The 17881-nt window shown below is 71.1% G+C and carries 15 protein-coding genes; 10 read left to right on the top strand and 5 right to left on the bottom strand.

Translation table 11 applies throughout. The features are described 5' to 3' along the window. Nucleotides 1-140: 140 nt before the first annotated feature. Nucleotides 141-1364, top strand: coding sequence for a serine hydrolase domain-containing protein (locus ACFV9D_RS13600; protein ID WP_385144962.1), 1224 nt, complete (start codon nucleotides 141-143; stop codon nucleotides 1362-1364). A gap of 84 nt (nucleotides 1365-1448) precedes the next feature. Next, a complete protein-coding gene (locus tag ACFV9D_RS13595) occupies nucleotides 1449-1856 on the top strand; it encodes a hypothetical protein (RefSeq protein ID WP_385144960.1) in 408 nt (135 codons plus the stop codon). A 15-nt stretch (nucleotides 1857-1871) separates the two neighbouring features. On the opposite strand, the gene ACFV9D_RS13590 is transcribed toward ACFV9D_RS13595, so the two are convergent. Both ACFV9D_RS13590 and ACFV9D_RS13585 read right to left on the bottom strand, forming a co-directional pair. Then, nucleotides 1872-2948: an alpha/beta hydrolase gene (locus ACFV9D_RS13590; protein ID WP_385144958.1), complete on the bottom strand. Its 1077-nt coding sequence runs from the start codon at nucleotides 2946-2948 to the stop codon at nucleotides 1872-1874. Between the two features lie 77 nt (nucleotides 2949-3025). After that, complete coding sequence (locus ACFV9D_RS13585) at nucleotides 3026-3739, bottom strand: hypothetical protein (protein WP_385144957.1); 714 nt, start codon at nucleotides 3737-3739, stop codon at nucleotides 3026-3028. 235 nt (nucleotides 3740-3974) lie between these two features. Here ACFV9D_RS13585 and ACFV9D_RS13580 point away from each other — a divergent pair, with 235 nt between their 5' ends. From ACFV9D_RS13580 to ACFV9D_RS13560, 5 genes are all read left to right on the top strand, one after another. Further along, entirely contained in the window at nucleotides 3975-4691 is a 717-nt protein-coding gene (locus tag ACFV9D_RS13580; RefSeq protein WP_385144955.1) for a VanZ family protein, read from the top strand. A gap of 68 nt (nucleotides 4692-4759) precedes the next feature. Continuing rightward, a complete protein-coding gene (locus ACFV9D_RS13575) occupies nucleotides 4760-5437 on the top strand; it encodes a response regulator transcription factor (protein ID WP_385144953.1) in 678 nt (225 codons plus the stop codon). After that, nucleotides 5427-6509: a sensor histidine kinase gene (locus ACFV9D_RS13570; RefSeq protein WP_385144951.1), complete on the top strand. Its 1083-nt coding sequence runs from the start codon at nucleotides 5427-5429 to the stop codon at nucleotides 6507-6509. The genes ACFV9D_RS13575 and ACFV9D_RS13570 overlap by 11 nt, the downstream gene beginning before the upstream one ends. Before the next feature lie 80 nt (nucleotides 6510-6589). After that, complete coding sequence (locus ACFV9D_RS13565) at nucleotides 6590-7405, top strand: HEAT repeat domain-containing protein (RefSeq protein WP_385144949.1); 816 nt, start codon at nucleotides 6590-6592, stop codon at nucleotides 7403-7405. 161 nt (nucleotides 7406-7566) lie between these two features. Then, nucleotides 7567-8874 (top strand): M28 family peptidase, encoded by a 1308-nt coding sequence (locus ACFV9D_RS13560; RefSeq protein WP_385144947.1) that lies wholly within the window; start codon nucleotides 7567-7569, stop codon nucleotides 8872-8874. Between the two features lie 119 nt (nucleotides 8875-8993). On the opposite strand, the gene ACFV9D_RS13555 is transcribed toward ACFV9D_RS13560, so the two are convergent. Together ACFV9D_RS13555 and ACFV9D_RS13550 are read right to left on the bottom strand one after the other, a co-directional pair. Further along, nucleotides 8994-10142, bottom strand: a complete 1149-nt coding sequence (locus ACFV9D_RS13555; RefSeq protein ID WP_385144945.1) for an outer membrane lipoprotein carrier protein LolA — start codon at nucleotides 10140-10142, stop codon at nucleotides 8994-8996. A gap of 116 nt (nucleotides 10143-10258) precedes the next feature. Further along, on the bottom strand, nucleotides 10259-11269 hold the full coding sequence (locus tag ACFV9D_RS13550; protein WP_385144943.1) for a polyprenyl synthetase family protein: 1011 nt from the start codon (nucleotides 11267-11269) through the stop codon (nucleotides 10259-10261). 178 nt (nucleotides 11270-11447) lie between these two features. On the opposite strand from ACFV9D_RS13550, the gene ACFV9D_RS13545 reads away from it, so the two are divergent. Both ACFV9D_RS13545 and ACFV9D_RS13540 read left to right on the top strand, forming a co-directional pair. Further along, nucleotides 11448-12941, top strand: a complete 1494-nt coding sequence (locus ACFV9D_RS13545; RefSeq protein WP_385144941.1) for a peptide MFS transporter — start codon at nucleotides 11448-11450, stop codon at nucleotides 12939-12941. Between the two features lie 30 nt (nucleotides 12942-12971). Next, on the top strand, nucleotides 12972-14969 hold the full coding sequence (locus ACFV9D_RS13540) for a CocE/NonD family hydrolase (RefSeq protein ID WP_385144939.1): 1998 nt from the start codon (nucleotides 12972-12974) through the stop codon (nucleotides 14967-14969). A 62-nt stretch (nucleotides 14970-15031) separates the two neighbouring features. Here ACFV9D_RS13540 and ACFV9D_RS13535 read toward each other — a convergent pair whose 3' ends face one another. Further along, nucleotides 15032-16318: an LPXTG cell wall anchor domain-containing protein gene (locus ACFV9D_RS13535; RefSeq protein WP_385144937.1), complete on the bottom strand. Its 1287-nt coding sequence runs from the start codon at nucleotides 16316-16318 to the stop codon at nucleotides 15032-15034. 288 nt (nucleotides 16319-16606) lie between these two features. Here ACFV9D_RS13535 and fahA point away from each other — a divergent pair, with 288 nt between their 5' ends. Continuing rightward, the gene (fahA, locus tag ACFV9D_RS13530) at nucleotides 16607-17833 is read left to right on the top strand and encodes a fumarylacetoacetase (protein WP_385144935.1); all 1227 of its coding nucleotides are present in this window, start codon (nucleotides 16607-16609) and stop codon (nucleotides 17831-17833) included. Nucleotides 17834-17881: the final 48 nt, after the last annotated feature.

Raw genomic sequence — 17881 nt, 5'->3', positions numbered from 1 at the left:
TGTTCGCGGGAGCCCGCCCGGCCACGCTGATGCCATGCGCTGACGTGGGGCGAGCTGACCGAGCCCCGGGTCGCCGGGGCCATGAGTGCCGCGCCGGGACGGGTCTTGAAGATCAAACACTGTATGCAGGGAGATTCATCATGAGACAGAGCAACCGCGGCTTCTCCGAAGCCGGGCTGCGCAGGGTGCGCGACGTGCTGGCGCGGCATGTCGAGTCCGGGAGGATTCCGGGGCTCGTCGCCCTGGTCAGCCGGGGAGATGAGACGCACGTCGAAGCGCTCGGGACGATGCGCCACGACGGTGGCGCGCCGATGCGCCGGGACACGATCTTCCGGATGGCGTCCACGTCCAAGCCGGTCGCGATGGCGGCGGCGATGGTCCTGCTCGACGAGTGCCGGCTGCGGCTGGACGACCTGGTGGAGCAGTGGCTGCCCGAACTCGCCGACCGTCAGGTGCTGAAGCGGGTCGACGGCCCGCTGGGCGACACCGTGCCTGCGCGGCGGCCGATCACCGTACGGGACCTGCTGACCTCCACGTTCGGGCTCGGCATGGATCTGACGTCGCTGGGCACTCCGATCATGGACAGGGTCTTCGAGCTGGAGCTCACAGGCCATGGAACGACGCCCGAGCCGGACGAGTGGATGCGCCGCCTCGGCACGCTTCCGCTGATGCACCAGCCCGGAGAGCACTGGCAGTACCACATCAGCCACGACGTACTCGGCGTGCTGGTCGCCAGGGTCTCGGGCCGGCCGTTCGAGACGTTTCTGCGCGAACGCGTCCTCGATCCACTGGGGATGAAGGACACCGGTCTCCACGTGCCGGCCGACAAGATCGACCGGCTGCCGCCCAGCTACGCGCCCGACCGGCAGACCGGCGAGTTCATCGTGTGGGACGAGGCGGCAGGCGGACGGGTCAGCGAGCCTCCGGTGTTCCAGTCCGGCGGCGGTGGGCTGGTGTCCACCGTCGACGACTACCACGCCTACTTCCGGATGCTGCTGAACCACGGCATGCACGGGACCGAGCGGATCCTGTCCCGGGCCGCCGTCGAGCTGATGACCACCAACTGCCTCACGCCCGAGCAGCAGGCCGCCCGGCACGCCATGGCCACCGAGAACGTCCAGGTGTCGTTCGGCCAGGGGCAGCAGGGCGGCTGGGGCTACGGGATGGCGGTGCGCACCTACCGTGGCGACTACGCGCCCATCGGCCAGTTCGGCTGGGACGGCGGAACCGGCACCACGGTCTACGCCGACCGGGACAACCAGCTCACCGGAGTCCTGCTCACCCAGGTCGGGCTGTCCGTCCCGGATCCGGCGCGGCTCATCCACGACTTCTGGACCACGGTCTACCAGGCGATCGACGACTGACAGCGAGCCCGCGCCCCGGTACGCCCCCGGGCGCGACAGGACCGCAGTCACCCTCCGTCCGTTCCTTTGAAGGAGCACACCACCATGTCCGTCGCCCTGACCGACCAGGACAAGCTCATCCTCCGGACCGCCGCGTACGGCGCCGTCTCGCTGCTGGCTGCCGCCGACGCCGCCGGCTCGCCCCACAAGGTCGCCACCCACGGCTCCATCGCCCTGGCCTCCGCGACCGGCCTGGTCGGGCACGTGCTCGCCGAGAAGTCGAAGGTCGAGAACCTGGACGGCAAGTCCGTCGCCGCGATCGCCGACGACGTGCTGCCCGCCCTGACGGCGGCGATGACCCTGCTCAAGAAGCAGGACCCGGCCGAGGCCGACAACTTCCGCGGCACCGTCGTCGTCGCCCTCGGAGCAGCCGCCCAGGCCCACCAGGGCGAGCCCGGCCCCGCCATGGCCGAGATGACCCGCAAGATCACCGCAGCCCTCGACGCGGCCTGACGGGAGCGTGAAGCGTCAGCGGACGGCCGGTCCGCTGACGCTGCCGCCGCGGCTCGTACCGGACGGGGTGAGGATGCGCCGTAGCCAGCGGGAGCGGGCGTCGCGGGCGTCCTGGCTCAGGACGGCCCGCGGTGCGACGGTGTCGAAGCCGTGGAAGGCTCCGGGCCATACGTGCAGTTCGGCCTCGCCGCCGGCCTGCCAGATCGCGTTGGCGTAGGCCACGTCCTCGTCCCTGAGGGTCTCGGCCGACCCGACGTCGATGTACGCCGGGGGGAGCCGGGACAGATCAGTGGCGCGGGCGGGAGCCGCGTAGGGCGGAAGGTCCGCGGCGGCGTACCGCTCGCCCAGCAGCGCCTGCCACGCGGTCGCGAGGGAGGTGCGGTTCAGCAAGTCGACGCCGACCATCTGGTGGCCGGAGAAGGTGTCGTCACGGTCGTCCAGCATCGGGCACAGGAGCAGTTGCCCGATGGGTGTGGGGCCGCCTCGGTCCCGGGTGAGGAGGGCGAGCGCCGCGGCGAGTCCGCCGCCGGCACTCTTGCCGCCGATGACGATGCGGTCCGCGTCGATGTCCAGTTCGGCCGCGTGCTCGGCCACCCAGTCGAGTCCGGCGTAACAGTCCTCCACCTGCCCGGGGTACCGCGTCTGCGGTGCCAGCCGGTACTCGACGGAGATGACGGCCAACTCCAGTGGGAGAGCCCAGTCGTGCAGCAGCCGCGGAAGGACGGACCACGCGTTGCCCATGACCATTCCGCCGCCGTGCATGTAGTACAGCAGCGGCAACGGTCCGGCGAGGCCGGCGGGCCGTGCGCTCACGAGCGTGACGTCCGGCCCGCCCGACGCCCCGGGCACACGCAGCTCGTCCACCTCGAAGCGCCCGTCGGCCCGGAGCTCGCGAAGCGTCGGCCTGGGCCGGGCCGAGGCATCCCGCTCCTGCCGGTCCGCGAGGTTCTCCGGCGTCAGCGGCTCCCTCGCCCGGTCCCCCAAAGCCGCGAGCGCCACCCGCAGTTCGGGGTCGAGCGGGGGCGCGACGGCGGCCGTGGAGACAGGGCCGGGCTCGTCCGATGGTCTGGGGATCTCTCGCGCGAGGTCCATGCGGTGCAGTCAATCACCCACCAGGCGGCAGCCGCAGCTCCACAGCCCGAAGGGCCGGGTCGGTCCCGGTCGGGGGACTAGCGCGGGCGGGGCACCTCGAAGTATCCGAGTTGGCCGTCCGGGTCGATCTCGACCTCGAGGACCGTTCCGTACCGGGCGCGGATCGCCGGCACGGACTGAGGTCGCTCCGGGTCGATCCGGCACCGGGAGTAGACCGGGGACTCGGGTGGGCAGGTGGGCGCCGTCCGTCGCCCGCCGCCAGCACGGCCGTGGCTCCCGACCCGGCTCGAGGCAGGCGGATGGCCGGGGAGGGTCGGGTGGTCCCAGGTGATCGTCACCGTGCCGTCCTCCGACTCGAGGTGCGGCGCGGGCATCAGGCGACCGTCCGGGAAGACACCCCTCTGCCGGTGATACTCCAGCGCGTTCTGGAGCGTTCCCCCCGACGCGCTCCCGGGGCCGTTGACATTGGGCTGCCATCGCACGACGCGCGCGGCGTCGATGCGCCGCAGCACCTCGGTGACGTCGCCCTCGACCCCGAACACCGCGGTCAGACTCATCGAACAGGTCATCAGCGGACCCGTGGCCGGCTCCAGGAGGTTGCCGTCCGGGGCTCCGGCGCACACGTCCTGGAAGACGGTGTAGCCGGGCCGAAGCCCCTCCACCTCGGCCAGGCGCGCCAGCAGCTCCCGTACGCCCCGCTCCTTCGACTCCCGGATCTGCCGCGTGCCGTCCGCTGTCGCCGCGGCCCGCAACTCGGCGTCGTCGGGCGGCCGCGCACACGCGCTCGTCATGGCCGCCATCACGGCGCACGCCAAGGCCGACAACCCGGTGCCCAGCCTCCGAGCCGAACCCATCCCGCCCCCGATGTCCGAACTCTGCCCTTCTGCCCACCCTCCCGCGCCTCGGACTCGGCACGCATGAGTACCCGTACTCAGGTCGCGGTCTTGATGCCGGGGATTCCGTATATCGCGGGCGTATCGAAAATCGCATACACCGCCGCAACGGCCCTCCGTGTCCAATGAGGGCATGAACCACGACGCAACCCTGGACCCAACCCTGTCGGCACCGCCCGGCCGCACGCGCCGGGTCGTGTTCCTCGGCCTGGCGGTCCTCGGTGTGTCGAGCGCCCTGTTCGTCGTGCGCGGGCCGCTCATGATGGCCGCTCCGAGGTGCATGGCCGGGCGGTGGCACGGGTGCTTCGACACGTTCAACGGTGTGGTGCTCATGACGCTGGTCGCGCTGCCGCTGAGCTTGCTGGTGGTGTGGGCCCTGGCGTGGCGTCGGCGTGCCGCCGGTGTCGCGTCGGCGTGGCGGCTGTCGCTGGCCGAGGTGGGCATGGTCCACGGGACGGTGCCGTGGGTGTGGATGACCATGATGCCGGGCGCCGGGGCCGGCATCGTCCCGGGCCGGGTGAGCCTGGTGCCGCTGCGGGACCTGGTCACGATGGGGCCGCTCGGGATCGGCGGCAATCTGCTGGTCTTCGCCTCGCTGGGGTTCTTCGCCCCGATGCGGTTCGCCGCGCCGGCCTCCGTGCCGCGGATCCTGGCGCTCGGGGCGGGCTGCTCGGTCCTGGTCGAGACCGCACAGTACGTTCTCCAGCTCGACCGGGTGTCGTCCGTGGACGACGTCCTGGTCAACGCCGTCGGCGCCGGTCTTGGCGCGCTGGCGTCGCGCCGCTGGTGGCGCACCGCGGCGGAAGCGCCGTCGGAGCAGCCTCGCCCCGCGCCGGTACCGGCAGGCTGAGTCGCGGGTCCGGTGTGCACACGTCGTTGCATACGTCGGCGACATGTCGTGCTGCTTAGGCTTCGGACATGCGCGTACTGATCGTGGAGGACGAGCCCTACCTGGCAGAAGCCGTCCGTGACGGTCTGCGGCTCGAGGCGATCGCCGCCGACATCGCAGGCGACGGCGACTCCGCCCTGGAACTGCTCAGCGTCAACTCCTACGACCTCGCGGTCCTCGACCGCGACATCCCCGGCCCCTCCGGCGACGAGGTCGCCCGGCGCATCGTCGCCTCCGGCAGCGGCATCCCGATCCTCATGCTCACCGCTGCCGACCGGATCGACGACAAGGCTTCCGGTTTCGAGCTCGGCGCCGACGACTACCTCACCAAACCGTTCGAGCTGCGGGAGCTCGTCCTGCGACTGAGGGCGCTCGACCGCAGACGCGCGTACGCCCGACCCCCGGTCCGCGAGATCGCGGGCCTGCGGCTCGACCCCTTCCGCCGGGAGGTCTTCCGCGACGGACGCTACGTCGCGCTCACCCGGAAGCAGTTCGCCGTGCTCGAAGTCCTCGTGGCCGCCGAGGGCGGGGTCGTCAGCACCGAAGAGCTGCTGGAACGGGCCTGGGACGAGAACGCCGACCCCCTCACCAACGCCGTGCGCATCACCGTCTCCGCACTGCGCAAACGGCTCGGCGAACCGTGGATCATCGCCACGGTGCCGGGCGTCGGCTACCGCATCGACACCGGCAGCACCCATGGCCAGTAGACGCCCAGGGCTCAGCGTCCGACTGAAACTCACCCTCAGCTACGCCGGGTTCCTCGCCGTCGCCGGCGCTCTCCTGCTGGCCGTGGTGTGGGTGTTCCTGCTGCGCTACGTACCCGACAACTCTCAGGGCCTTCTGGGGATCTCACCCAACCGTTACCTCCTCGTGCGCACCTTCGCCCCCGCCGCGGCCGTGGCGATGGCCCTCCTGCTCGTGTTCGGCCTCGTCGGGGGATGGATCCTCGCCGGCCGGATGCTCGCACCACTCACCCGGATCACGGCCGCGGCACGGATGGCCGGGAACGGATCGCTGTCCCACCGGATCCGCATGGAGGGCCGCCAGGACGAATTCCGTGAACTCTCCGACGCGTTCGACTCGATGCTCGAACAACTCGAGTCGCACGTCGCCGAGCAGCAGCGGTTCGCCGCGAACGCCTCCCACGAACTGCGCACCCCCCTGGCCATCTCGCAGACCCTGCTCGACGTTGCCCGCCGGGACCCCGCACGGGACCGGGACGAACTCCTCGCACGCCTGCAGGCCGTCAACACGCGGGCGATCGACCTCACCGAGGCCCTCCTGCTGCTCAGCCGCGGCGACCGCGGGAACTTCGACCGCGAGAGCGTCGACCTCTCCCTCCTCGCCGAAGAGGCCGCCGAAACGCTCCTTCCCACCGCCGAACAGCGCGGGATCACGCTCGACGTCACCGGCGGCGCGGCCCGGACCAGCGGCTCCGCGGAGCTCCTGCTGCGGATGGTGACGAACCTCGTCCAGAACGCCGTCGTCCACAACCTCCCCGCCGGCGGCACCGTGACGGTCCACACCGAGACCGACGGCGACACGAGCGTGCTACGGGTCGAGAACACGGGCCGTCTGCTCCCTCCGGAACTGGTACCGACCCTCACCGAACCCTTCCAGCGCGGCACGGAACGCGTACGCACCGACGAGCACGCCGGCGTCGGCCTCGGCCTGGCCATCGTGCACAGCATCGTCCGCGCCCACGACGGAACCCTCGACCTCGCCCCCCGCCCCGCCGGCGGCCTCCTCGCCACGGTCCGGCTGCCCGGCACGCCGTAGGGCCTGCCCGGCACCCGCGGCCGCCGTAGCCTCCACAAACCCGTTGCGGCCGCGGTCCGTCACCGTGGACGGTGTCCCCCATGGCGACCTTCGTGCACCTGACAGCGTCGGCCAACGCACCGCGGATCCGCCGCGCCGGCGTACGCGCCCTCAGCCACGGTCGTGGCAGCGGGCTCGGCGCGGCCGGCCGCGGGGTCTACCTGTTTCCCGTCCTGCCGTCGTACGCGCTCACCCACCAGTGGCTGCGGGAGCTGTCCCGCCGGCCCGGGCCGCGCGATGTCGTCGCCGTGCACGTCAAGGTCGCGGACGGGGAGACCGTCACCGTCGGGCGGTACAGCGAGCGGGAGCCTGCGGAGACGACGGCGGCCGAGGCGGTGCGCACGGTGAGCGCGCTCGGTGATCCGCGGGGGTGGGAGGTGTTTCTGCCCCGGGCCGTCGCGCGCGGCGAGGTACGGAGCATCCGACGGGTGCGGCAGGTCAACGGGTGGCGGTACTTCCCCGACGCGCACGGCAGGACACCCTGCACGTGTGACGGCTGCCGGGTGCGCGGCGAGTACGGGTCGCGGAGGCTGCGGGAGCGCCGGCCGCACCCCCTGGACGGGCCCCCTCCCCCGCCCCGCGTGCTGCTCGCGCGGGTCGAGGCGGCCGAGGCCGAGGGAGACGCCGTCGCGCTGGGCGAGGCGCTGCGCTGGTACGGGTTCAGGCGCCGCGGGCCCCTGGAGCGGCTGGCCGGGCTCGCCCGGCATCCCGACGCCGCCGTGCGGGTCGCGCTCGTCGAGGCGGTGACGTACTGGTCCACGCCCGGAGTCGGCGCCCTGCTACGGGAGTTGGCGCAGGACCCGCACCCGGACGTCCGGGAGGCCGTGGAGGGCGCACTGGACGGCCTCGTCCGGTGAGCGAACGCCCTTGACCGGTTTCCGCTCTTGACGAGAAGTCAAATTCTCGCCGAACATTCAGCCCACGCACCACCCGCACAGCTCCAGCGCCTCGTGGCACCCACGCCCCGGGGCGTCTCGCACGTTCCGTCCCATCCCCGTTCGGAATCCGGAGCCCCCACATGAAGTTCTCCGTGCCCAGACGTGCCGCCGCGCTCTCCGCCGTCGCCGCGCTCGCCCTCGCCGGTTTCACCGGCGCCTCGGCGAACGCCGCGCCCGGCGCCGCCGTCGCCGCGCCCGACATCCCGCTCGCCAACGTCAAACAGCACCTCACCGACCTCCAGTCGATCGCCACCGCCAACGGCGGCAACCGCGCCCACGGCCGCACCGGCTACAAGGCGTCCATCGACTTCGTGAAGGCCAAGCTGGACGCGGCCGGATACACCACCACCGTCCAGCAGTTCACCTCCAACGGCGCCACCGGCTACAACCTGATAGCCGACTGGCCGGGCGGCGACCCGAACCAGGTCCTCATGGCCGGCGCGCACCTCGACTCCGTCTCCTCCGGCGCCGGCATCAACGACAACGGCTCCGGTTCCGCCGCCGTCCTCGAGACCGCGCTCGCCGTCTCCCGGGCCAACCTCCAGCCCACGAAGCATCTGCGCTTCGGCTGGTGGGGCGCCGAGGAGCTCGGGCTCGTCGGGTCGAAGTACTACGTCAACCAGCTGCCCACCACGGAGCGTTCGAAGGTCTCCGGGTATCTGAACTTCGACATGATCGGGTCGCCCAACCCCGGCTACTTCGTCTACGACGACGACCCCGCCATCGAGCAGACCTTCAAGGACTACTTCGCCGGCCTCGGCGTCCCCACCGAGATCGAGACCGAGGGCGACGGCCGCTCCGACCACGCCTCGTTCAAGAACGTCGGCATACCCGTCGGCGGTCTGTTCACCGGCGCCAGCCGGGTGAAGTCCAGCGCGCAGGTCCAGAAGTGGGGCGGTACGGCCACGGCCTTCGACCGCTGCTACCACTCCTCCTGCGACACCACCTCGAACATCAACGACACCGCCCTCGACCGCAACAGCGATGCCATCGCCCACGCGATCTGGACGCTGTCGGCCGGGACGACCACGCCCCCCGGCAAGGTCTTCGAGAACACCGCCGACGTGTCCGTCCCGGACAACGGCGCCGCGGTGACCTCCACGGTCGACGTCACCGGCATCACCGGCAACGCGCCCTCCACCCTCAAGGTCGGCGTGGACATCGTCCACACCTGGCGCGGTGACCTGGTCGTCGACCTGCTCGCCCCGGACGGCTCCGTCTACAACCTGAAGCCGTTCTCGTCCTCCGACTCGGCCGACAACGTGAAGGCCACCTACACGGTCAACGCCTCCAGCGAGGTCGCCAACGGCGCCTGGAAGCTCCGGGTCCAGGACAAGGCCGCGCAGGACACCGGCTACATCAACAGCTTCAGCCTGACGTTCCCGTAAGCAGTCCCGTACGCAGTCCCGTAAGCAGTCCGTACGCACTGCGCGCACAAGAAACTCCCGGGTGGGTCGGTGACCATCGCCCCCGACCCGCCCGGGGTCCCAATCCGCGCCGCCGCGCGTTACTTCGCGGCGTTCGCCGCGTCCACCAGCGCGTCCTTCGTCACCGCGCCGACGTACACCTTGCCGTCGTCCGTCATCAGCGCGTTCACGATCTTCGTCTTGAAGACGGTGCCCGAGCCGAACGTGCCGGTGACCTTGTCCCCGAGCGCGTCCAGGAAGCCCTGGACCTCCTTCGGGGCCTCGTCCGTCTTCGGGGCCGCGGCGCCGGTGTCGAACGTCGCGATCGCCGTCCAGCCCTCGCCGATGACGTTCGCCCCCTCGGCGCCGGTGAGGTCCGCGAAGCCGCCGAACTCCTTGGCGAAGTCCTCGGGTGCCTTCTCGTGGTCCGCCGAACCCTCCGACGCACCCTCCGTCACCTTCGCGCCCTTCGGCGCCTTGAAGTCGAACGTCGACGCCGCCGGCTTGCCGAAGTCGACCTTCGTGAAGCCCGCGTCGACGACCGGCTTGCCGCCCTCGACCGACGCCAGCGTGAACTTCAGCGGCGTGCCGTTCTGCGCGTCCACCGCGACCTTCACGGACTCGACCGTCGAGCCGCTCTGCTTCGGCTTGATCACCAGCTGGTACGCGTCCCGGCCGGCCACCTTCGCGGTGCCGCCGACCGTGATCGACGTCGTGCCGTCCGCGGCCTTCAGGATCTCGTCGGCGAGCTCCTTGGGCGTGGCCGGGAGCTCCTTCTCGGGCGCCTTGCCGGCGCCGTCCGTCTTCTCGTGGAAGACCTCGTTCGACTTGCTGTCGTACCCCCACACGTCGTCGCCGTTGTGGATCAGGCTGTACTCGTCCGAGCCGTCCAGGATCGTCAGCTTCTGCTTGTCCGGGCCGTCGGCGGCCACGCGCAGCGTGTGCGTGCCCGAGACCAGCTGCGTCAGCTTCTCCTGCGGGTCCGCGGAAGCGGAGCCGGAGCCGCCGCCGAGGCTGCCGGCCAGGCCCGCGAGCGAGGGCAGGCCCAGGTCCGTGCTCACCTTGAACGTGCCGGACAGCGTCTGCGTATCCGACGCCGCGATCTTCTCGATCAGCTGCTGCGCCGTGATCTCCGGCAGGTCCGGGTCGCCGGACGCCGCCAGAGCCGGTACGAGCCCGATGGTCGCCGCGGCCACTCCGGCCACCGCGACCGGGACGATGTAACGGCTCGCCTTACGGGTGTCTGCCATGGTCTGTCCTACCTCCGTGGTCGATGACTCCATCTGACCAAAGACGGAAGACGGAATCGTCAGACCCGGGGCGCAACCTCGCGTACTGCTACGGGATGACCCGACCCTGAGAGCCCCTAGCCCGCGCGGTGGACCACCGCGTCGCACAGCTCCTCCAGGGCCGCCTTCGCGTACCCCTCGGGCAGCGGCGCGAGCATCGCCCGTGCCTCCTCGGCGTAGCGCACGGTGTCCCGCCGGGCCTGCTCAAGGGCGGGGTGGACGCGCAGCCGCCGCAGGGCCTCGGCGTGCCGTGCGTCGTCGCTGAGGTCGCTGTCGACGAGCTCGACCAGCTCCACGTCCTCCGGGCGCCCGTGGGCCGCCGCGGCGGCGCGCAGGTGGAGGACCGGGAGGGTGGGGATGCCCTCCCTGAGGTCCGTACCCGGGGTCTTGCCGGACTCGTGGGAGTCGGAGGCGATGTCGAGGACGTCGTCGGCGAGCTGGAAGGCGACGCCGAGGCGCTCGCCGTACTGGGTGAGGATGTCGACGACGCTCTCGTCCGCGCCGGACATCATCGCGCCGAAGCGGCACGAGACCGCGACGAGCGAGCCGGTCTTGCCGCCCAGGACGTCGAGGTAGTGGTCGACGGGGTCGCGGTCGCCCTGCGGTCCTGCGGTCTCCAGGATCTGACCGGTGACCAGACGTTCGAACGCCTCCGACTGGATGCGCACGGCCTCGGGTCCGAGGTCCGCCAGCGTGTGCGACGCTCGGGCGAACAGGAAGTCACCCGTGAGGACGGCGATCGAGTTGCCCCATCGGGTGTTCGCGCTGTCGACGCCGCGCCGCACGTCCGCCTCGTCCATGACGTCGTCGTGGTAGAGCGTGGCGAGGTGGGTGAGCTCGACGACGACGGCCGAGGGCACGATGCCCGGCGCGTAGGGGTCGCCGAACTGGGCGGCGAGCATCACGAGCAGCGGCCGGAAACGCTTGCCACCGGCCAGGACGAGATGCCGCGCGGCCTCCGTGATGAACGGGACCTCGCTCTTGGTGGCGTCGAGGAGCCCTGCCTCCACGGCCGCCAATCCGGTCTGGACATCGGCCTCAAGAGCCTGGTCCCGCACGCTAAGACCGAACGGCCCGACGACGGTCACGAGGGGGTCTCCTGTCTGCTGACGCCTGCTGACGATCACACGGATTGTCGATGTGTCGCTCGATTCACTCAAGTCAGCGTATCCGGTCGCCTTTCGATCACCATGGGCGCCTTCCCGCCACCCCCGGTATGTTCGTGATCAGCTCATACGACCAGGAGTAGGCGTTTTGTCCCGAACAGTGATCGATGAAGACACGAGCGGCGAGCAGCCGCCGCCCGAAGACGATCATGCCTTCTTCGGCCAACCGAAGGGGCTCCTCACCCTCTCGGGCCTGGAGGTCTGGGAGCGATTCTCCTTCCTCGGGATGCAGGCGATCCTCGTCCTCTACTTCGCCGACTCCGTCGCGAACGAGGGCCTGGGAATGTCGCCGGGCACCGCGGCCTCGGTCGCGGCCGCGTACGGGACGCTCGTCTACCTGGTGTCGGTGGCCGGCGGCTGGCTCGCGGACCGCATCCTCGGCTCGTACCGCGCGGTGCTCTGGGGCGGCATCCTCATCGCCTGCGGCCACTATGCGATGGCCGTGCCGACGGCCGCCATGACCTGGGGCGGCCTCGGTCTCATCAGCGCCGGAACCGGCCTGCTCAAGCCCAACGTGGCCACCATGGTCGGCAAGCTCTACGGCACCGAGGACGACCGCCGGGACGCGGGCTTCGCGCTCTACTACATGGCGATCAACATCGGCGCGTTCGCCGGACCGCTGATCACGGGCTGGCTCGCCGACCACCGCGGGTACCACTGGGGATTCTCGGCCGCCGCCATCGGCATGACGTTCGGCCTGCTCCAGTACGTCCTGGGCCGCCGTCACCTGGCCGGGCGCAAGCATTCCGCCGAGTTCGCGCTCGCCCCCGACGCCATGCGCCGGGCGATCCGGCTGATCGTCCTCGGCACGATCGCCGTGGGGGTCGCGGCCACCCTGCTGGCCGGTGCCGGCTGGCTGACCATGGACCGCTTCGTCGACCTGCTGACGCTCGTCTCGGTGATCGCCCCGGTCGTCTACTTCTGGGTGATGTTCAAGAGCCCCCGGGTCACCGCGGAGGAGCGCGGCCGACTCAAGCCGTACATCGTGCTGTTCCTGGCCTCGGTGGTGTTCAACTTCATCCTCTTCCAGGCGTACTCGACGATGATCCTGCTGGCCTCCACCAACGCCCGCACGACCATCCTCGGCTTCGACTTCCCGGCCAGTTGGTACGCCAGCGCCCTCGGCGCCTTCGAGGTGGCCCTGGCGCCCGTCGTGGCCGCCGTCTGGGCCCGGATGGGCCACGACCAGCCGCACGCCTCCAACAAGATCGCGTTCGGGGTGATCCTCGGCGGCCTGTCGTTCCTGCTGATGGTGCTGCCGACCTCCGGGCACGGCGACGACACGTACAAGATGGCGGCCTGGTGGATCGTCGGCTCGTACCTGCTGCTCGGCCTCGGTGACGTCCTCCTGGAGACCTCCGGCATGTCCGCCACCACCAAGCTCGCCCCGAAGGCCTTCTCCAGCCAGACGATGTCCCTCTGGTTCCTCTCCCTCGCACTCGCCAACGGCATCCAGGCGCAGACCGTGAAGCTCTACGACGACGTCTCCAAGCCCGCCTACTTCGGCGTCAACGGCGCGATCGCCGTCGTCGTGGGTCTCGTCGTGATCGCCATGGCGCCCTGGCTGCGCCGCACCATGCACCCCGTCCACTGAGGCTGGTCCCTTCACCGAGGTTGGTCCGTCATGCGCATCCGTACCGAGTTCCCGTACGAGACCACCCACGAGGATGTCCGGATCCCGCTCCCGGACGGCACGAGGCTGTACGCCCGGATCTGGCGCCCGGTCACCGAGGAGCCCGTCCCGGCCCTCCTGGAGTACCTCCCGTACCGCCTCACCGACTGGACGGCGCCCCGCGACTGGCAGCGCCACCCCTGGTACGCCGGGCACGGCTACGCCTCCGTACGCGTCGACGTACGCGGGCACGGCAACAGCGAGGGGCTGCCCGGGGACGAGTACGACCCCGTCGAGCTGGCGGACGGCGTGGCGGTGGTGAACTGGCTCGCCGAGCAGCCCTGGTGCACGGGGAAGGTCGGCATGTTCGGCATCTCCTGGGGCGGCTTCAACTCGCTCCAGATCGCCGCGCTCGCCCCCGAGCCGCTGAAGGCGATCGTCACGGTCTGCTCGACCGACGACCGCTACGACAACGACGTCCACTACATGGGCGGCTCCGTCCTCGCCGTGGACATGCACGCCTGGGCGGCCACCATGCTCGCCTTCGCCTCCCGGCCGCCGGACCCGCAGTACGTGGGTGAGGAGTGGCGGGAGATGTGGCTGCGGCGCCTGGAGGCGGTGGACCCGTTCATCCACACCTGGCTCGCCCACCAGACCCGCGACGCGTACTGGCAGCACGGCAGCGTCTGCGAGGACTACGGATCGATCAGGGCGGCCGTCCTCGCGGTCGGCGGCTGGCACGACCCGTACCGGGACACCGTGCTGCGGCTTGTGGAACACCTCCCCCAGGACCGGGTGCGCGGGATCATCGGGCCGTGGTCCCACCAGTACCCGGACCGCGGCCTTCCGCCCGGGCCGGCGATCGGCTTCCTCCAGGAGACGCTGCGGTGGTGGGACCACCACCTCAAGGGCGCCGACAACGACGTCATGGCCGAGCCGCTGCTGCGCTCCTGGATCAGCGAGTCGCACCCGCCGGCCACGGTCTACGAGGAGCTGCCGGGCCGCTGGGTCGCCGACCCCGCCTGGCCGTCCCCGAACGTCACCCCCGTGACGTACGCCTTCCAGGGCGACGCGGTCGTGGTCGACTCGCCGCAGCAGACCGGCCTCGACGCGGGGCGCTTCTTCCCCTTCGGCAACGACGCGGACCTGCCGCCCGACCAGCGCGACGAGGACGCCCACTCGGCCTGCTTCGACTTCGCGGTCCCGGAGGACGGCGGCCCGATCGAGATCCTGGGCCGCCCCACGGTGAGCCTCTCCCTCCGCGCCGGCGCCCCGACGGGCCAGGTGATCGCCCGCCTCTGCGACATCGCCCCGGACGGCTCCTCGACCCTGGTCACCCGAGGCGTCCTGAACTTCTCCGCGCGCTACGGCCGGGACCGGGCGGTGGAGGCGCAGGTCGGCGAGGTGGAGGACTTCGTCTTCGAACTGAACGGCATCGGCCACACCTTCCCGCCCGGCCACCGGGTCCGGCTCGCGGTCTCCTCCGCGTACTGGCCGTGGATCTGGCCGCAACCGGACGCGGCGGGCTTCACCCTCACCCCGACCGCCTCGAACCTGACCCTCCCGGTCCGCCGCCACACGGACGACGCGGTGGAGTGGCAGGCCCCGGAACAGTCCGAACCCCTGGGCGTGGTGATCCCGGCGACCCTGGAGGAACCCCGCCCGGAGCGGCTGGTCGTGCGGGACGTGGCCAGAGGCGAATGGAAGCTGGAGGTGGACCCCCGCTACGGCGGCACACGGGTCTACCCGGACGGCCTCGAATTCACCGAGGACGCCCTGGAGACGTACACGATCACGGAGAACGACCCCCTGTCCGCCCACACCCTCTCGACCTGGACGATCCGCCTCCACCGACCGGAACGGGCGTGGGACGTGACGGTCGACTCCCGCTCGGAGATCTCGTGCGACGCGGACGCATTCGTGACGTCGAACGAGGTGGTGTGCAAAGAGGGCGGGGAAGTCGTCTTCCACCGGACCTGGGAGAAACGGATTCCGCGAACGGCGGGGTGAGGCGGGAAGAGGAAAGGGGCCCGCATTCCTGGTGGAATGCGGGCCCTCACTTACTGCTCGGATCAGGCGTTCGAACCGGCCTTGCGGCGGCGGACGACGACCATCGCTCCGGCGCCGAGGACGACGGCCGCGGCGCCCGCGAGGGCGATCTGCGGGACGGCGTCGTTCGAGCCGGTCTTGGCGAGGGAGCCGTTGGTGGCGGTGTTGCCGTTACCGCCGCCGTTCACCGCGGTGGTGGAGGTGCCGCCCTGCCCGGTGGTGTTGGTGTTGCCGCCACCGGTGGTTCCGGTACCGGTGCCGGGCTTCGACTTGGCGACGATGTCGAACTCGACCGAGCCGGCCTCCTTCGACCAGCCGCACGAACCGTCGTTGTTCTCGTAGCCGCCCGCGGCGAACATGATGCCGTCGCCGGCCGGGGACTTCGCGTCGACCGTGAGGCGCAGCTTGATGTCGGCGTGGCCGCCGGGCTTCACCGCACCGGCGATGGCACCGGTCGCCTCGTCGAAGTGCTGCCACTCCGGATTGGCGGCGGTGGACCAGGACAGGTCCAGGTACTTGTCGAGGTCCTTGTCCTCCATCGAGTCCATGTTGAAGGCCTCGGCGTAGGCGCCCACCTCGTCCAGCGACTTGCCGGTGCCGTTGGTGATCTTCAGCGTGAAGACGGCGCTCGTACCGGCGACGACCTTCTTCGGGCCGGTCAGGCCGACCGTCAGCTTGGACTCCTCGACGCAGTCGTCGACCGGCACCTCGGCCTCGGCGTCCTCGAGCGCCTTCTCGGCGGCCTTGAGGGCCTTGAGAGCCTCGTCCTTGGTCACCTTGGCGGCACCGGCCTCCCGCAGGAGGGCCACACGCTTGTCGTCGACCGCCGTGGCGGCCTCGGCCGCCTTGGTGTCGGCGGCGGTCTTGGCAGCGGCGGCGGTCTCGGCGGCCGTCTTGGCCTCGGCGACGGCCGCTTCCGCGGCGGCCTTCTGCTCGGGGGTGGCGTCGGCCGGCAGGGCGGCCAGCGCGGCCTCGGTCTCGGTGACCTTCGCGTCGGCGGCGGTCTTCGCGGTGGCGGCCTCCTCGGCGGCCTTCTTCGCCTTGGCGGCGGCCACCACCAGCGGGTGGTCGTCCTTCGCCAGGGCGTCGAGCGCCTTCTGGAGGTCGGCCTCCGCGACGACCGCGGCGTCGTACGCCTTCTGCGCCGCCGCGACCGCGAGCTTCAGCTGCTCGATCGACGGCTGCTCGTCCTGCGTCTGCGCCGGCGCCGCCGGCTTCGTGTCCGCGAACGCCGGGGCGGCGGAGAGGAAGACGACCGGGGTCGTCACGGCGGCGGCCACGGCCGTCGCGAGAATGCGGCGAATCTTCAAGGTGGACCTTTTTCTGGTCGAGAGAAGATGAAAGGCAAATGGGAGGTCGCGCCTGCGGCGGTCTTCACGCGGTGCGACGTTGCCGAGATCGTATGACCCGGATATGGCCCTGGAAAAGAGCGAATTGAACGCGCTCAGTCGCACAGCGCACCCACAGGACGCATAAAGCGCGCGAACATGGACAGTTGTGCACGGAGGCCCCACTTTTTGTGTGACCCATGTCATCCGCGCCGAGCGGCCCGCCCCGTAACGTGTCCCCCACACCCGTGGAAAGCGAGGCAAGCACCGATGCCCGAGCAGTCCCCGCTCGACCTGGCCGAAGGCGATCCCTTCGGCCCGCACAACCTTCCGTACGGCGTCTTCTCCACCGCCGACGAGCCCGACCGGCGGAGGGTCGGCGTCCGCATCGGCGGTCATGTTCTCGACGCGGGGGCCGCGGCGCACGCGCTCGGGTCCCCCTACGCCGCGCTGCTCGCCCAGCCCAGCCTCAACCCGCTCCTCGCCGCCGGCCGGACCGCCTGGCGCGATGTGCGCCGGGCTCTGACCGCCTGGGTGACCGTGCCGGCCCACCGGCCGGAGATAGAGCCCCTGCTGCACCCGCTCGACGCGGTCACGATGCATCTGCCGTACGAGGTCGCGGACTACGTCGACTTCTACGCGAGCGAGCACCACGCCACCAACGTCGGCCACATCTTCCGCCCGGACGGCGAGCCGCTCACGCCCAACTGGAAGCATCTGCCCATCGGTTACCACGGTCGCGCCGGCACGGTCGTCGTCTCCGGCACCGACGTCGTACGCCCCTCCGGGCAGCGCAAGGCGCCCACCGACCCGGCGCCGGTCTTCGGTCCTTCGGTGAAGCTGGACATCGAGGCGGAGGTCGGCTTCGTCGTCGGCACCCCGTCCGCGCACGGCACGCCGGTCCCGCTCGGCGACTTCCGTGAGCACGTCTTCGGTCTGACGCTCCTCAACGACTGGTCGGCCCGGGACATCCAGGCCTGGGAGTACGTGCCGCTCGGCCCGTTCCTCGGCAAGTCCTTCGCGACGTCCGTCTCGGCCTGGGTGACCCCCCTGGAGGCCCTGGACGCGGCCCGCACCGACCCGCCGGCCCGGGACTTCGACCTCCTGCCGTACCTGGACGACTCCGCCGATGAGGAGCCCGGCGGCTTCGACCTGCGGATCACCGTCGAGATCAACGGCGAGGTGGTCTCGGAGCCGCCGTTCGCCACGATGTACTGGACGGCCGCCCAGCAGCTCGCCCACATGACGGTCAACGGAGCGTCGCTGCGGACCGGTGACCTGTACGGCTCCGGCACGGTCTCGGGCCCCGAGGTGCACCAGCGCGGCTCGCTGCTCGAGCTGACGTGGAACGGCCGCGACGCGCTCGAACTGCCCACCGGGAAGCGGACGTTCCTGGAGGACGGCGACACGGTCACGCTGACCGCGTGGGCCCCCGGCCCGGACGGCACGCAGGTCGCGCTCGGCGAGGTGACCGGCCGGATCGTTCCGGCGCCGTAGCCCCCGTACACGCACCAGGGCCCGGTCTCCTCCCGTACGGGAGGAGAC

The sequence above is a fragment of the Streptomyces sp. NPDC059875 genome, assembly GCF_042731085.1.
Lineage (GTDB): Bacteria > Actinomycetota > Actinomycetes > Streptomycetales > Streptomycetaceae > Streptomyces.
Note: the sequence above shows the minus strand (reverse complement) of the source record. Positions and strands in the feature narration are given on the sequence as shown.

Excerpts from the sequence above, each read along its gene's own strand:
- ACFV9D_RS13600 (WP_385144962.1), top strand. The coding sequence starts at position 141 with ATGAGACAGAGCAACCGCGGCTTCTCCGAAGCCGGGCTGCGCAGGGTG.
- ACFV9D_RS13595 (WP_385144960.1), top strand. The coding sequence starts at position 1,449 with ATGTCCGTCGCCCTGACCGACCAGGACAAGCTCATCCTCCGGACCGCC.
- ACFV9D_RS13590 (WP_385144958.1), bottom strand. The coding sequence starts at position 2,948 with ATGGACCTCGCGCGAGAGATCCCCAGACCATCGGACGAGCCCGGCCCT.
- ACFV9D_RS13585 (WP_385144957.1), bottom strand. The coding sequence starts at position 3,739 with ATGACGAGCGCGTGTGCGCGGCCGCCCGACGACGCCGAGTTGCGGGCC.
- ACFV9D_RS13580 (WP_385144955.1), top strand. The coding sequence starts at position 3,975 with ATGAACCACGACGCAACCCTGGACCCAACCCTGTCGGCACCGCCCGGC.
- ACFV9D_RS13575 (WP_385144953.1), top strand. The coding sequence starts at position 4,760 with ATGCGCGTACTGATCGTGGAGGACGAGCCCTACCTGGCAGAAGCCGTC.
- ACFV9D_RS13570 (WP_385144951.1), top strand. The coding sequence starts at position 5,427 with ATGGCCAGTAGACGCCCAGGGCTCAGCGTCCGACTGAAACTCACCCTC.
- ACFV9D_RS13565 (WP_385144949.1), top strand. The coding sequence starts at position 6,590 with ATGGCGACCTTCGTGCACCTGACAGCGTCGGCCAACGCACCGCGGATC.
- ACFV9D_RS13560 (WP_385144947.1), top strand. The coding sequence starts at position 7,567 with ATGAAGTTCTCCGTGCCCAGACGTGCCGCCGCGCTCTCCGCCGTCGCC.
- ACFV9D_RS13555 (WP_385144945.1), bottom strand. The coding sequence starts at position 10,142 with ATGGCAGACACCCGTAAGGCGAGCCGTTACATCGTCCCGGTCGCGGTG.
- ACFV9D_RS13540 (WP_385144939.1), top strand. The coding sequence starts at position 12,972 with ATGCGCATCCGTACCGAGTTCCCGTACGAGACCACCCACGAGGATGTC.
- fahA (WP_385144935.1), top strand. The coding sequence starts at position 16,607 with ATGCCCGAGCAGTCCCCGCTCGACCTGGCCGAAGGCGATCCCTTCGGC.